This window comes from Nocardiopsis sp. iso_40 (genome assembly GCF_056173285.1).
In genome coordinates, this window is the sequence record NZ_CM149666.1 from 4989057 (window position 1) to 5004349 (window position 15293).

Annotated in this window: 9 protein-coding genes; all 9 read right to left on the reverse strand. The window is 70.5% G+C overall.

Translation table 11 applies throughout. The annotated features are described in order from the left end of the window. Nucleotides 1-45: 45 nt before the first annotated feature. Complete coding sequence (locus AC0VYD_RS21635; RefSeq protein WP_475477244.1) at nucleotides 46-1638, reverse strand: glycosyltransferase family A protein; 1593 nt, start codon at nucleotides 1636-1638, stop codon at nucleotides 46-48. Then, nucleotides 1635-3479 carry a glycosyltransferase family 2 protein gene (locus AC0VYD_RS21640; protein WP_475477245.1) on the reverse strand — a complete coding sequence of 615 codons (1845 nt, stop codon included), beginning with the start codon at nucleotides 3477-3479 and terminating at the stop codon, nucleotides 1635-1637. The genes AC0VYD_RS21635 and AC0VYD_RS21640 overlap by 4 nt, the downstream gene beginning before the upstream one ends. Beyond that, complete coding sequence (locus AC0VYD_RS21645) at nucleotides 3476-5314, reverse strand: glycosyltransferase family 2 protein (RefSeq protein ID WP_475477246.1); 1839 nt, start codon at nucleotides 5312-5314, stop codon at nucleotides 3476-3478. The genes AC0VYD_RS21640 and AC0VYD_RS21645 overlap by 4 nt, the downstream gene beginning before the upstream one ends. Further along, nucleotides 5314-5721 carry a hypothetical protein gene (locus AC0VYD_RS21650; protein ID WP_475477247.1) on the reverse strand — a complete coding sequence of 136 codons (408 nt, stop codon included), beginning with the start codon at nucleotides 5719-5721 and terminating at the stop codon, nucleotides 5314-5316. Before AC0VYD_RS21650 ends, AC0VYD_RS21645 begins: the two co-directional genes overlap by 1 nt. Nucleotides 5722-6102: 381 nt before the next feature. After that, a complete protein-coding gene (serA, locus tag AC0VYD_RS21655; RefSeq protein ID WP_473038218.1) occupies nucleotides 6103-7692 on the reverse strand; it encodes a phosphoglycerate dehydrogenase in 1590 nt (529 codons plus the stop codon). 549 nt (nucleotides 7693-8241) lie between these two features. After that, nucleotides 8242-9237, reverse strand: a complete 996-nt coding sequence (gene ilvC, locus AC0VYD_RS21660) for a ketol-acid reductoisomerase (RefSeq protein ID WP_475477248.1) — start codon at nucleotides 9235-9237, stop codon at nucleotides 8242-8244. A gap of 109 nt (nucleotides 9238-9346) precedes the next feature. Beyond that, a complete protein-coding gene (gene ilvN / locus AC0VYD_RS21665) occupies nucleotides 9347-9871 on the reverse strand; it encodes an acetolactate synthase small subunit (protein ID WP_473038215.1) in 525 nt (174 codons plus the stop codon). A 17-nt stretch (nucleotides 9872-9888) separates the two neighbouring features. After that, entirely contained in the window at nucleotides 9889-11649 is a 1761-nt protein-coding gene (locus AC0VYD_RS21670; protein WP_473038214.1) for an acetolactate synthase large subunit, read from the reverse strand. Nucleotides 11650-12318: 669 nt separating this feature from the next. Continuing rightward, on the reverse strand, nucleotides 12319-15024 hold the full coding sequence (locus AC0VYD_RS21675) for a putative bifunctional diguanylate cyclase/phosphodiesterase (protein ID WP_475477249.1): 2706 nt from the start codon (nucleotides 15022-15024) through the stop codon (nucleotides 12319-12321). Nucleotides 15025-15293 lie beyond the last annotated feature (269 nt).

Genomic DNA, 15293 nt, shown 5'->3' on the forward strand with positions numbered 1-15293 from the left:
CCCCGTGCCCCGTGCGTCATTGCTCGCCATGCGCTGCCCCCGTCCTCAACCGATCATCCGGCGCAGGAGCCGACCGGTGCGGCTCCTGGTCAACCAGTGGAACCGGCCCTCCAGCCGTTCGGCCCGGGCCCGGTGCGACTCGGCCCCGGCCTGGGCCCGCTCCAACAGCACCCTCCAGTCCGGCGGGGGCTCCTCCACCTCTTCCTCCGGGGTGAACAGCACCGACTCGCCGTCGATCCAGTGCACCCCGAAGACCTCGTCCACCACGGCCTCCAGGTCGCCCTCCCCGGCCCCCAGCCGCCGGGCGCGGGCGAAGGCCGCCGTGCGCTCCAACCGGGGCCCGCCCAGGTCGTCACCGGGCGCGGTGGCGCGTACCAGCCCCGCGTTCGCCTCGTTCGCCTTCGCGATCATCTGGCGCACCCCCTGCGGGGCCGGGGCCTGACCGGGAGCGAGCAGCAGCCGGAAGGGCACCTCCGGATCCGGTTCGGGCTCGGCCTGCACGAACTCCACCCTGGGTTCGCACCGGTAGTGCTCGTGGAGGAGCCGTACGTGCACCGCCGGATCGTCCAGGACCGCGTGCCGCCCGGGTGTCACCCGCCACCACTCACCCACCAGCCGTATCCGCAGGTCGCACACCTCACCGGTCAGCAGTGCGTCCACCGTCTCGGTCACGTCGTCGAACCGGGCCCCCGTGGCATCGACCACCGCGTCGACCCGCGGCACCTGCCACTGCCGCCCCGGCAGGGCCCGGTGCTCCCCGATGAGGGGGAGCCTGGTCCCGACGAAGGGGCGGCGGAACCGGGCTCCTTCGTCCCGGCGGCTCTCCATCTGCGGGAGGCCCAGGTGCCAGCTGCTGGCCTCCGTTTCGGGGACGAAGACCGCCCCGTGCTGGGCGAACCGGTACCCCAGGTGGGTGTCCTCGCCCAGGACCAGTTCGGCAGCGGCCCCGCCGGACTCCTCGAAGAACGCGCGACGCACCGACCCGGTACCGCCGATGAAGTAGCGAAACGCCGTGTGACCGACGGTACGCAGACCCTTGGTCCGCCTGTAGGCGCGGCGCAGCCACTCCAGTTCCTCGCCCGGCCCGTCGACCAGTGCCTCCGGCTCCCCCCGGCGCACCGCGTCGAGCACCCCGGCCGGTTCCAGCTCCCCGGGCGTGTGGTCGACGCAGCGCAGATGGCCGGTGACGGCGAGGTAGTCGGCCAGGTGGTGCCAGCGCATCTGCGCCTCGACGTGCTCCCGGAAGGCGATCATGTCCGCGTCGAAGAACAGCAGCACGTCGGCGTCGGAGGCCGCGGCTCCGGAGTTCACCGCGTGTCCGCGCGCCCAGCCGCCGGGCAGGCTCGGCACGATCCGGGTGTGCTCGGGGCGGATCGGCGGCAGCCGCAGCGCCGGATCGCTGCCGTCGTCCACCACCACGACCTCCGTCAGGTCAGCCGGATAGCTCTGCGCCGCCAACGAGGCCAGGGTCAGATCCAGCTTCTCCTGCCCGCCGTAGGCCGGGACCACCACGCCCACCGACAGCTCGGGCCGCCACTCCCCCAACGGCGGCGGCTCCAACACCGAATAGTCGTTGCGGCGGATGAGCGGGCGCGGGGCGGACAGCGTCCGCACGGGGCCGCTCTGTACAAGCGTCATCGGTCGCTCCCCTGTGCTGTCGGGTCAGGTGTCGTCGTGTCCGGTGCCGTGGCGTCGGGTTCCGTGCCGGGCACGTCCCCGGGGTCGGACTCCAGCAGTGCGCTGGGCCGCCAGCCGCGCCACTGGCGCTGGGGCTCCCGCAGGAAGTAGCCGGGCGCCTCGTGCCAGGTGTGGCCCGTTCTCCTCCGGCGGATGACGCATCCCAGACCGTGGGTCCGGTAGATCGAGCCGCCCATGTCCCGTACGTCGTCGAGAAGGGCGTTGTCCTCGCCGAGCCCCATCGGCCGGAAGCCGCCGACCTCCTCCAGGACCGCGCGGTCGGTCAGCATCGCGGCGCCGGCCACGTGCCGGGCGAAGCGTTCGGCGGGGACCAGTCGCCGCACGGTGACACCCAGCTGTTCCAGGTGGTGGTACTCCGGCGCGCAGCCGACCAGGTCGGCGCCGGAGTACCGGCGGGCCAGCACCAGATCCGACAGGTGGTCGGGCCCGTACCAGTCGTCATCGTCCATCTTCGCCACCAACGAACCACTCGCCCGCGCGATCGCCCCGTTGAGCACCGAACCGAGGACCAACTCCTCCCCCGGCTCCCACACCACGAGGGAGCGCCCGCTCCGCCGGAAGTCCGCGACCGCCTCCGCCACCCCCGAAGCGTCCGCCCCGAAGCCGTGCAACGCCAACACGACCTCCACGTCCACACCGCGCTGCCGAGCCACCTGCCGCAACGCGAACCCCACCATCTCCGGCCGCCGCGTACACAACACCACCGACACCGAAGGCTCCACCGGAGCGCCGGAACCGGAGCGATACCACCGCGCGTGCCGCCCGTGCAGCCGCAGCGCCGCCCGCCGCAACCGGATGCTGTGCTCCTCCCGCAGCAGTTCGTCGGCGAGTTCCTCCTCGCGCGACCAGGAGAGAAGGTCGTGGAGTTCCTCTCCCAGCGGCCGTGCCCACATCGGCGGGCGGGCGCCCAGGAGCGGTATTCCTGCCGCGGCGAGTCCGGCCACCGCCCGCACCGCAGCCACCGGCCCGGTGTGCCGACCCCACTCCACCCGCACCGCACGCAAATCACGCAGCGCAGCCACATCCACATCAGTCACAGCACCGTCATCCGGCACCCGCCAACGCACCTGACCGCCCGCAGACAACACCCACCGGCCACCACGCGAAACCAACCGCCCCGCCCTGGCCCCGACCGTCCTGGCAAACCCCATCGGATTCACCACCCGCTCATCCACCGCCGGAACATCCTCCACCGACAGACGAAGGGAGGCCGTGGACCCGCTTACCGCCCCCGGCTCGCCCAGACACCGCCAGGACGGGGCGGCCACCGAACGGTCCTCCGTGCCGGACCGCGCGGGCCCCGCCGGGCCCCGACGGCCCCCCACCAGTCCGCGTGCCAGCGCCGCCAACACCTCGGCCGCCTCGACCGGGTCGGTGAAAGCGAACTCCCACAGCCAGCCCCCGTCCGGCAACCGGCGCGTCCGCGAGCCCAGCAGCCCCTCCCACTGCCCCAGGCCCGGCGGCGAGGGCAGAGGAGGGCCATGGCGCGGAGCGGCGTCCAGCACGGCGACCGCGATTCCGGCCGCCGAGGGGAGGGCGCCGCTCAGGGAGACGATCGCTCGCAGGTCGGTCGGGGTCGCCGCGACGAGCAAGACCAGGTCGACCGTCCGGTCCGGGCCGCCGTCCGTCCCGGCTCCGCCCGGTTCCAGGTCCAGGGCCCGGACCCCGACCGCCCGGGCCACCTCTTCGACGACTCCGGCGGCACCCTGCCCCGCGTGGCCGACCAGGGCCGTCCGTGCTCCGTGCGCCCGCAGCGCCTCGACCAGCAGCGTCTCGATCACCGCACCGCCCCCTCGGCACGGACCCGCCCCTCGTGGAGTTCGGCCAGATCCGTCCAGGTACCGGCCAACCCGGTCGGCGGCAGGTCCTCGGAAGCGGGTTCCAGCAGCGCGCTGGGCCGCCACCCCGGGAGCTGCCGCTGCCCGCACAGCCGTAGGAAGTAGCCCGCGTCGACACCCCAGGTGTGCCCGGACGCCTGGCGCCGGAGCACGTAGTTGCAGCCGTGTCCGCGGTGGATACGGCCGCCCGTGCGCTGGACCGCCGCCAGCAGCCGGGTGTCCTCGGCCGTGGGCACCGGCTGGAAGCCGCCGGACTCCTCCAGTGTCCGGCGGTCCGTCAGCAGGGTGCCCCCGGCGGACTTGTGATGGAGGGCCTCGGTGGTCCCGGCCAGGCGCACGGTCCGGTCGAGGGGTTCCAGGTAGACGAAGGAGGCGATGGTCCCGACCAGGTCGGCGCCGGAGTACCGGCGGGCCAGCACCAGATCCGACAGGTGGTCGGGCCCGTACCAGTCGTCATCGTCCATCTTCGCCACCAACGAACCACTCGCCCGCGCGATCGCCCCGTTGAGCACCGAACCGAGGACCAACTCCTCCCCCGGCTCCCACACCACCAACTCCCGGCCCAGAGCCCGGTAGGCGTGGACCGCCTCCGCCACCCCCGAAGCGTCCGCCCCGAAGCCGTGCAACGCCAACACGACCTCCACGTCCACACCGCGCTGCCGAGCCACCTGCCGCAACGCGAACCCCACCATCTCCGGCCGCCGCGTACACAACACCACCGACACCGAAGGCTCCACCGGAGCGCCGGAACCGGAGCGATACCACCGCGCGTGCCGCCCGTGCAGCCGCAGCGCCGCCCGCCGCAACCGGATACTGTGCTCCTCCCGCAACTGCGGGTCGGCCATCCGCCGTTCCTCGGCGGAGGCGACGAGGTCCGACAGCTCCCCGCCCAGGCACCGGGCCCACCCGGGCACCGGGCCGCTCACCAGGGGGATCCCTGCCGCGGCGAGTCCGGCCACCGCCCGCACCGCAGCCACCGGCCCGGTGTGCCGACCCCACTCCACCCGCACCGCACGCAAATCACGCAGCGCAGCCACATCCACATCAGTCACAGCACCGTCATCCGGCACCCGCCAACGCACCTGACCGCCCGCAGACAACACCCACCGGCCACCACGCGAAACCAACCGCCCCACCCTGGCCCCGACCGTCCTGGCAAACCCCATCGGATTCACCACCCGCTCATCCACCGCCGGAACATCCTCCACCGACAGGTCCAGCAGCGTGCCGCGCCCGGTCAACACGCCGGGTCGACCCAACCCCTCCCAGGTGGGTCCGGCGGCCACGGGAGCGTCCGGGACCTCCTGCTGTGGCGCAGCCTGGTCCCGTCGGCCGCCCACCATCCCCTGGGCCACCGCCCGGAGGACCACCTGCACCTCCACCGGATCGGCGAAGGCGAAGGCGCACGACCACCCCCGGTCCGGCAGGCGGTTCACCCTGAAGTCGAGCAGGCCCTCCCACTGCCCCAGCCCCGGGACCACCGGGAAGGGCGGCCCGCTGTGCGGGGCCGAGGCCGCGACCACCACCCTGACGTCGGTCGCCGACGGCAGGGTGCCGCTCAGGGGGACGGCCGCGCGCAGGTCCGCCGTGGTCGCCGCGAGGACGGCGACACCCGTGACGGGATCCTCGAAGGTACGACCGGCCGCGCTGCGCAGGTCGACGACCTCGGTCCGCGGCTCCGGGCGGGCGGGGCCCGGATCCGTATCCGCTCCGATGTGGCAGAGCAGGAGGTTCCCCGGCCCGCGGGCCCGGAGGGCCTCGGCCAGGGCCCCGTCCATCACGAGGCCGCCCGGGCGGGGACCGAAGCGTTCCCCATCACCTGGACGTCCGACACCCTTCCGCCGGGGTCCGTGCGCAGCTCGGCCACCGACTCGGCCACCGCGTCCAGCCGGTCGGCCAGGTCGTCGGCCCGGCCGAAGAGCTCGGCCCGGTTCTCGCCCGCGATCTCGGCGACCTCGCGCAGCTGCCGGTCGAACCCGCGGCGCAGCTGCCGCATCTGGACGCTGGTACGCCGGATCTGGACGACCAGGAGCAGCACCAGCCCGCAGAGCACGGTCAGCAGCAGGAGCTGCGCCGCCGACCACACGTCGATCAGACGGTAGGCCAGCAGCAGGCCGAGCACCCCGGACACGGCGAGCACGGGAACGGTGGACAAAAGGACGTTACGCCGCCTCAGGAATCGCATTGCAAACCCCATCCATGTCGATGTGGGAACAGCGTTCCACCGAAATCGGGAACACGCCCACAGGACACGGGGCAGACGCCGTTGTTTACCAATATCTGACCGGCCCCGACCAGGCCAGTACGACAACAGCGAAAAGATCGGACCCGGGAAAGCGCATCGCATTCAATGCGATAAAAGCGAAAGTCGACCCTTTTCAAAATGCGAAGAATCGGGAAAAACAAGCCTTTTGCCGAAGGATCTAAAAATCCCGTGATCCCACGGCGCCGCGGAGTCCGCCGACGACGTCACGCGCCGCCCGAAGGACGCGCACCGAACACACGGAGGCCCCGCGCCCCACCGGCTGGTGCCGTGTGGGGCGCGGGGCCGTGCCTCACGGAGGCTCTAGTCCTCCAGGTCGATCTGACGGGCGATCTCCGCGTCGATCTCGGCGGAGATCGAGCCGAGGATCTCGTCCGGCACCGCGGAGTCGACGGTCAGGGCGATCAGCGCCTTACCGCCCTCCTGGTCCCGGATGACCTGCATTCCGGCGATGTTGACCTCGGCGTCGCCGAGCAGCGCGCCGACCTTGCCGACGATGCCCGGACGGTCCTCGTAGGAGAGGAAGACCATGTGCTCGTCGAGGCCGATCTCCATCGTGTAGTTGTTGATCTCCACCAGCTTCTCGGACTGGCGGGGACCGGTCAGCGTGCCCGACACGGACACGCGGGTGCCGTCGGACAGGACACCGCGCACGGAGATCAGGTTGCGCCAGTCGCTGCTGTCGTCACTGGTGACCAGGTTGACCTCGACACCGCGCTCCTTGGCGAGCAGCGGTGCGTTCACGAAGGTCACCGTGTCCTCGACCACGTCGGTGAACACGCCCTTGAGAGCGGCCAGCTCCAGGACCTTGACGTCGTGCTGGGCGATCTCGCCGCGCACCTCGACGTCGATCCGGGCGGCGAGCGCACCGGCCAGCGAGGTGAACACCCGGCCGAGCTTCTCGGTCAGCGGCAGCCCCGGCTTGATCTCCTCCGCGACACCGGTGCCCTGCACGTTCACCGCGTCCGGAACGAACTCGCCCGACAGGGCCAGCTTCACCGACCGGGCCACCTGCGTGCCCGCCTTCTCCTGCGCCTCGGTGGTGCTCGCACCCAGGTGCGGGGCCACGACGACGTTCTCGAACTCGAACAGCGGGCTGTCCGTGGTGGGCTCCTTGGCGAACACGTCGATGCCCGCACCGGCCACCCGGCCGTCCTTGAGTGCCCGGTACAGCGCGTCCTCGTCGAGGATGCCGCCGCGTGCGGCGTTGATGACCCGCACCGAGGGCTTGACCTTGCTCAGCGCCTCGTCACCGATAAGGCCCAGGGTGTCCTTGTTCTTGGGCAGGTGGATGGTGATGAAGTCGCTCTGCTCCAGCAGCTCGTCCAGCGTCACCATCTCGACGCCGATCTGCGCGGCCCGGGCGGGCTGCACGAACGGGTCGTAGGCGATGACCCTGGTACCGAAGGCCAGCAGGCGCTGGGCGACCAGGGCGCCGATCCGGCCGAGGCCGACGACACCGACGACCTTCTCGTAGAGTTCCACACCCGTGTACTTGGACCGCTTCCACTCACCGTTGATGAGGGCGTTGTGCGCGGGGGCGGTGTTGCGCGCGCTGGCTAGGAGGAGGTTGATGGCCTGCTCGGCGGCGCTGATGATGTTGGAGGTCGGGGCGTTGACGACCAGGACGCCGGCCTTGGTGGCGGCGTCGACGTCCACGTTGTCCAGGCCCACACCGGCACGGGCGACGACCTGGAGGCGGTTGGCCGCGGCGACCGCCTCCGCGTCGACCTGGGTGGCGCTGCGGACGATCAGGGCGTCGACGTCGGCCAGGGCCGGAAGCAGCTGGGACCGGTCGGCGCCGTCCACATGGCGGACCTCGAAGTCGTCTTCGAGGAGCGCGATTCCGGCGGGAGAGAGCTTTTCCGCGACGAGTACGACGGGTTTGGTCACAAAGGTTCCTTTACGGGTGGTATGACCCGTTCGCGCAGGTGGAGGCGCTGCCCGAACCGGGTCTGACGGCCGGTCGAAAGTCTACTAGCGGGGTAGGGAAGCCTGTCGGGCGGATCGGACGTAGCCGCCGCGCAAGAAGTGTCACCCTCCCCGCGAACGCCGTCGGGGCGGGGCACACGCCCCGCCCCGACGATTCTCCCACCGGCCCCGGCCGGCGGGGATGCTCCTGTCACCTCAGCCCACAGGGGGAGTGCCCCCGCTCACCTCGGCCGAAGAGGGTGTTCCTTTCCCCCTCGGCCGAAGAGGGCATTCCCGCCCTCTCAGCCACAGCAGGTGCGCCTTCCCACCCGCCTTCACCCCAGGGGGTGTGCTTTCGTTCGAGCGCCGGGGAGGGTTCTACAGGAGGAGTCAAGCCGCCAGCGAGGAACGAGCCAGGCGTAGACGAGTCCGAAGAATCCCTCCGCAAAGGCGCCGAACACGGGCCGAAGCGAAGCGGAGGCCCCAAGCAAGCAGGAACACGGGCCGAAGCGTCAGCGGAGGCCCAAAGAATTACGCCTTGAGCCAGCTCATCAGCGGACGCAGTTCGGCGCCCACCTTCTCGATCTGCTCGTTCTGCTCGGCCTCACGGCGCTTGGTGAAGGTCGGCTGACCGGCGTCGAACTCGTCCATGAGCTCCTTGGCGTAGCTGCCGTCCCGGATCTCGCCCAGGATCTTGCGCATCTCCTCGCGGGTCTGCTCGGTGATCAGACGCGGGCCGCGGGTGTAGCCGCCGTACTCGGCGTTGTCCGAGATGGACCAGTTCATCTTGGAGATGCCGCCCTCGTACATGAGGTCGACGATCAGCTTGAGCTCGTGCAGGCACTCGAAGTAGGCGATCTCCGGCTGGTAGCCCGCCTCGACCAGGGTGGCGAAACCGGCCTTGACCAGCTCCTCGGTGCCGCCGCACAGGACGACCTGCTCGCCGAAGAGGTCGGTCTCGGTCTCCTCGGTGAAGGTGGTCCTGATGACGCCGGCCTTGGTGCCGCCGATGCCCTTGGCCCACGAGAGCGCCAGGTCCCAGGCCTGCCCGCTGGCGTCCTTCTCGACCGCGACCAGGCAGGGCACGCCGCGCCCGGCCTCGTACTGGCGACGGACCAGGTGGCCCGGGCCCTTGGGCGCGACCATGGCGACGTCGACGCCCTCGGGGGCCTCGATGAGGCCGTAGCGGATGCTGAAGCCGTGGCCGAAGAAGAGGGCGTTGCCCGCTTCCAGGTTGGGCGCGATCTCCTGGGCGTACAGGTCGCGGTGGATGTGGTCGGGGACCAGGATCATGATGACGTCGGCCTCGCGGGTGGCCTCCGCGGGGGTGAGGACCCGCAGGCCCTCCTCCTCGGCCTTGGCGCGGCTCTTGGAGCCCTCGGCCAGGCCGATCCGGACGTCCACGCCCGAGTCGCGCAGCGACAGCGCGTGCGCGTGGCCCTGGCTGCCGTAACCGATCACGGCGACCTTCTTGCTCTGGATGAGCTCGAGGTCGGCGGCGTCGTCGTAGTACATCTGTGCTGCCACTTGGGGTTGCTCCTTGTTTCTCACGTTCTTTGGGGGCGGGGGGTCAGCCGTCCGGCCGTGTCCGGACAGCCTTTCAGTTCGGGCTCAGCTCGGTGCCGTTTCCGACACCTCAGGCGCTGCGGTCGACCGCCCGCAGGGAGCGGTCGGTGATCGAACGGGGTCCCCGTCCCAGGGCGACCAGCCCTGACTTCACCAGTTCCCGGATACCGAAGGGTTCCAGGTTCTTGACCAGGGCATCGAGCTTCTCGGGGTCGCCGGTGGCCTCGATGACGACGACGTCCGGGCTGACGTCCACGACGTGTGCGCGGAAGAGCTCGGCCGTCTGAAGCACATGGGTGCGGCTCGACGCGTCGGCTTTGACCTTGACCAGGAGCAGCTCTCGCTGCACCGACGCGGTGGTGTCCATCTCCACGATCTTGACGACGTTGACCAGCTTGTTGAGCTGTTTGGTCACCTGCTCCAAGGGGTGGAGGTCGCAGTTGACCACGATCGTCATCCGGGACAGTCCGGTGTACTCAGTGGTGCTGACACTGAGCGAGTCGATGTTGAACCCACGACGGGAGAAGAGGGCTGAGGCTCGGGTGAGGATGCCCGGGGTGTCCTCGACCAGAACGGAAAGCGTGTGACGGCTCATGGTTGTTCGGCCTTCTCCTAGTCCTGGTGTTCCCAGTTCGGCGCCATGTCGCGCGCGTACTGGATCTTGTCGTTGCTGACGCCGGGGCCGACCATGGGCCAGACCATGGCGTCGTGGTTCACGGTGAAGTCGACGACGACCGGGGCGTCGTTGATCGCCATGGCCTTCTCGATGGTCGCGTCGATGTCCTCGGGGCGCTCGCACCGCAGGCCGACGCAGCCGTACGCCTCGGCGAGCCGGACGAAGTCGGGGATGCGGACCTTCTCGTCCCTGGGCGAGGTCTGCAGGTCGGTGTTGGAGTAGCGGCCCTCGTAGAACAGGGTCTGCCACTGGCGGACCATGCCCAGGTTGCCGTTGTTGACCACCGCGACCTTGATCGGGATGCCCTCGATCGCGCAGGTTGCGAGCTCCTGGTTGGTCATCTGGAAGCAGCCGTCGCCGTCCACGGACCAGACCGTGCGGTCGGGGTCTCCGACCTTGGCGCCCAGGGCGGCCGGAACGGAGAAGCCCATGGTGCCGAGGCCGCCGGAGTTGACGAAGGAGCCGGGGCGCTCGTAGTCGATGAACTGCGCGGCCCACATCTGGTGCTGGCCGACGCCCGCGACGTAGGTGGCCTCGGGTCCGACGACCTGGCCGAGGCGCTGGATGACCGCCTGCGGGGACAGGCTGCCGTCGTCGGGGGTCTCGAAGCCCTTGGGGTAGCTGGTGCGGAGCTGCTTGAGCCGGTGCCACCAGGCCTCGTAGTCGCCCTGGCGGCCCTTCTCCTGGTCGGAGCGGACGGCCACGACCAGGTCGGCGAGGACCTCGCGGCAGTCGCCGACGATGGGCACGTCCGCGTGGCGGTTCTTGGAGATCTCGGCCGGGTCGATGTCGGCGTGGACGATCTTGGCGTCGGGGGCGAAGCTGTCCAGCCGGCCGGTGACGCGGTCGTCGAAGCGGGCGCCGAGGGCGACGATCAGGTCGGCCTGCTGCAGGGAGCCGACCGCGGCGACGTCGCCGTGCATCCCGGGCATGCCCACGTACTGCGGGTGGCTGTCCGGGAAGACGCCGCGGGCCATCAGCGTGGTGACGACGGGGACGCCGGTGAGTTCGGCGAGGACGCGCAGTTCGGCTGCGGCCCCGGCGCGCAGGACGCCGCCGCCGACGTAGAGGACCGGGCGCTTGGCCTCGGCGATCATCCGGGCGGCCTCACGGACCTGCTTGCCGTGGGGTTTGGTGACCGGGCGGTAGCCGGGCAGTTCCAGGCGCTCGGGCCAGACGAAGTCGGTGACGTTCTGGAGGGCGTCCTTGGAGATGTCGACGAGCACCGGGCCGGGGCGGCCGCTGGAGGCGATGTGGAAGGCCTCGGCGATGGTGCGGGGGATGTCCCGGACGTCCTTGACCAGGAAGTTGTGCTTGGTGATCGGCATGGTGATGCCGCAGATGTCGGCTTCCTGGAAGGCGTCGGTGCCGATCATCGGGGAGGCGACCTGACCGGTGATGGCGACCATCGGAACCGAGTCCATGTGGGCGTCGGCCAGGGGCGTGACGAGGTTGGTGGCTCCGGGGCCGCTGGTGGCCATGCACACCCCGGGTCGGCCGGTGGCGTAGGCGTAGCCCTCGGCCGCGTGCCCGGCCCCCTGCTCGTGACGCATGAGGATGTGGCGCACCTTGGCCGAGTCGTAGAGGGGGTCGTAGGCGGGGAGGATGGCGCCGCCGGGAATCCCGAAGACAGTGTCAACGCCGACGTGCTCCAGGGACCTGATCAGCGATTGGGCGCCGGTCATCTGCTCGGTCATCTCAAGATCCTTCAGCGAGGGTCCAGAGCGGTACAGCAGCTCTGGGGATGGTGGTTCCGGTTCTCGGCCTTGGTGCGGCAATAAAAAAACCCCCACCGCCCGGTGGCGGTTGAGGGGTGGCGCGCAGCAGAAGAAACTCAGTGGGCTGCGCGCCGACCAAGTACGAGAATCAGGGAGTTGCTCTGCACGCTGACAACATTGGCCGAAGGAGCGGTGGTCCGTCAACCAGAACTTAATAATGTCTCACCATGTGATACCAAAATGTCAGCATGCGGTGAGACTCCTTCGAACAAGACCGCCCTGACCTGCGCATACAGCAACAGGGCCCCGGACCCGTGTAACGCAGAACACGTGGCAGGGGTCTGACGTTTCGTTCGTAAGCAGGACTTAAAAGCTCATACCGACCAGTCCTCGAAGAGCTCCTCGACCCGCTCGACGTCGACGGACCTGCGCAACAGGGCGTCCAGCACAGCGAGGAGGACGAGTCGTCGAGGCTTCCCAGGGCCACGAGCAGCGCATCCGACGCCGCCTCGCGGATCGGGGCGAGGAGGAGGGCGCGTTCGGGGAAAGGCATGCGCGAAGGCGGCGAACGCACCATCGTTCCCGCGGGTGAACGCCGCTGCCTCCGCCTTGGTCCCGGCCCTCCCCGGAGATTCGCTCCGGCTCGTCCTAGAGGTTCGCCCCGGCCTCGCCGCCGACGAGGGACTCCACGCCGCTCGCGGGCATGGGGCGGGCGACCAGGAAGCCCTGGCCGTGGTCGCAACCCATCACCCGCAGCTGCTCCAGCTGCTCGGGGCGCTCGATGCCCTCGGCGACCACCTGGACGCCCAGATCGCGGCCGAGCTGGATGATCGTGTGCGTGAGCAGCGTGACCGTGTCATCGCGTCCCAGGTCGGCGATGAACGACGGGTCGATCTTGATGGCGTCCACGCTCAGCTCGCGCAGGTGCGCCAGGGAGGCGTACCCCATGCCGTAGTCGTCGATGGCCAGCCGCACGCCCAGTTCACGCAGCTCCCCCAGGCGCTCCACCGAGTCCTCCTCGGCGTCGAGAAGGAGCTCCTCGTCGACCTCCAGGGTCAGCGCCTCCGCGGCCAGACCGGACTCGCCGAGCACGCCCTCGACCGTCTCCACGAACCGCGGCGACAGCACCTGCTTGACGGACAGGTTCACCGACAGGCCGATGTCCCAGTCCGAGACCCGCCACACGGCGACCTTCTCGCAGGCCTCCCGGAGGATCCACTCCCCCAGCGGCACGATCAGGCCCGACTCCTCGGCGGCGCCCAGGAACTCGTCCGGACCCACCGTCTCACCGTCGCGGTCCCAGCGCACCAGCGCCTCCACCGCCCGCACCTGGGAGGTCCCCAGGTCCACGATCGGCTGGTACTCCAGGTAGAACTCGCCGCCCGCCAGCGCCTCGCGCAACCGGATCTGGAGTTCGAGCCGCGACACGACCATGTCGTGCATGTGGGCGGCGTAGACCTCCACGTTCCCGACCCCGCGCTCCTTGGCCCTGGTCATCGCCACGTCGGCGTTGCGCAGGAGTTCACCGCTGTCCGTGGCGGGCTCGGCGAAGGCCACCCCGATGCTGGCGGTCAGCACGATGTCCCGGTCGGCCACCTGGAAGGGTTCGGAGGCGATCACCCGGCCCAGCCGCTCAGCCAGGTCCACCACCTGCTGGGCCCTGGGCACGTCCTCGACCAGAACCGCGAACTCGTCCCCGCCCCAGCGCGCCAGGGTCGCGTTGGTGCCCAACTCGCCGCGCAGGCGCCGGGCGGCCTGGCCCAACATGTGGTCACCGCGCACGTGGCCGGCGGAGTCGTTGACCGCCGTGAACCCGTCCAGGTCCAGGAAGATCACCGCCACGTCCCCCGGGGACTCCTCGCTGATCGCGCGGTGCGCGAGCACGTCACTGGCCCGCTCCTCCAGATAGGCCCGGTTCGGCAGCCCGGTCACCCCGTCGTGGAAGGTCAGGTGCTGCACCTGGTCCTGCAGGGCGACCTGGGCGCTGATGTCACTGGTCGTGACCAGCAGCCGATCGGGTTCGCCCGGCTGCTCGTACAGGGAGACCGTCGAGGAGGTGTGCCGCCAGGTCCCGTCCGCGGCGCGCACCCGCAGCCGCAGGTGCACCCCCTGGCTGGCGCGCTCGGTGAACAGGTCCGTGACGGCCTTGGTCCGCCCGAGGTCCTCGGGGTGGATGAGGGTGGTGACCGGAACCGCGAGGACGTCTTCCAACCGGTAGCCGAACGCCTCCGCCGTGCCCGGGCTCATGTAGTGGACGCCGCCGTCGCGGTCCAGTACCAGGATGACGTCGCCGCTGTTGCGGGCGAGCTCGTTGAAGTGCCCCTCACGGTTGCGCACCATGCGGGCGAGCGTGGAGTTCTCCTCCAGCAACCCGATCACGCGCAGCAGCAGGACCAGTACCGCGGTACCGGCGGCCAGCGGCAGCACCGGGGCGACGCCTGGCAGCCGCAGGGCCGAGACCGTGAGCACCAGGGTGGCCGCGAAGACCGCGCCCACGGCGGCGATCTCCGGAGCGAACCGGTACAGCGCGCGGCCGGTGATCCGGCGCGGGGCGGCGCCCGGCCGGTGCTCCACCAGCCAGGGCAGCGCGCCCAGCAGGCCGAAGCCGAGGAAGCGCACGGGCTGTTCGAGACCGCCCGCCACCGGCGGCCCGGTCAGGCGGGTCACCGCGCCGAGCATGTCCGATCCGGCGATGACGACGAGCGCGCCGATCGCGACGAGTACCGCGCGTCGGGTGCTGTGCGGGGACATGAAGACCAGCGGTATGAGCAGGCACAGCACCACGATGTCGGCGACCGGGTAGACCAGTGCGAAGCCGAGGAAGCCGGCCCCCTCGCCCAGTTCACGGTAGAACGGGGAGAACAGCAGGACCCAGACCACCGAGAAGACCGCGGCGGCGCACACGTAGCTGTCGATGATGTGCCGTACGGCGGTGCGCAGGCCCCCGGGCCAGGGGGCGAACCGGGTGAAGCCGATCACGAAGAGTGGCAGGGCCGCCAGCGCAAAAAGGTCACCCAGAGTGAGGGAGAGGACCGAGGCCCCGCTGAACGACCGGGTCACGGCGTGAGTGAGGCCACCCGCGCACCAGGCCAGCGCGGCCAGTCCGAGGAACCGCAGCGCCGCGGATCCGTCCGCCCCGTCCACGTGGGCGGCCCGGTCGGCACCGGTCCGCGCCCAACGCCGTGAGGCGTACAGCAGGGATCCCCCCGCGGCTCCGGCGACCACTGCGGTGGGCCACTGCCCCATGGCGGCGGCCAGCGTGGACCCGCCCACCCGGACCAGGGTTCCCAAAAGGTAGACCAGGAAGAACGCGCCCAACCCGAACAGCCACAAGCGACGTGCCCTCATACCCATCACTGGCCTCCCAGCGGGTGCGTCGCGAACCGCGCGGCCCTGGGCCGCCGTCGCGCTCTCTGCTCGAACATGGAGCACCCACCTCGTGATCACTCGAATCAGGACGCGGCGCCGTGCCGCACCGCGGGTTGCCGCCCAGGATTCTCGCGGGACCGGGACGAACGGCAGCAGGCGGATTCTGCCCGGACCGCCCACCCCCGTGCGTGGCCACCCTACGCAACCAAGGTCACACAGCGATTGAGGACCGGATGAGAGATGACGACAGAACC

Bases quoted from the DNA above. Each gene is read 5' to 3' on its own strand.
- AC0VYD_RS21675 (WP_475477249.1), bottom strand. From the start codon at position 15,024: ATGGGTATGAGGGCACGTCGCTTGTGGCTGTTCGGGTTGGGCGCGTTC.
- AC0VYD_RS21645 (WP_475477246.1), bottom strand. From the start codon at position 5,314: ATGGACGGGGCCCTGGCCGAGGCCCTCCGGGCCCGCGGGCCGGGGAAC.
- AC0VYD_RS21670 (WP_473038214.1), bottom strand. From the start codon at position 11,649: ATGACCGAGCAGATGACCGGCGCCCAATCGCTGATCAGGTCCCTGGAG.
- AC0VYD_RS21650 (WP_475477247.1), bottom strand. From the start codon at position 5,721: ATGCGATTCCTGAGGCGGCGTAACGTCCTTTTGTCCACCGTTCCCGTG.
- ilvN (WP_473038215.1), bottom strand. From the start codon at position 9,871: ATGAGCCGTCACACGCTTTCCGTTCTGGTCGAGGACACCCCGGGCATC.
- AC0VYD_RS21635 (WP_475477244.1), bottom strand. From the start codon at position 1,638: ATGACGCTTGTACAGAGCGGCCCCGTGCGGACGCTGTCCGCCCCGCGC.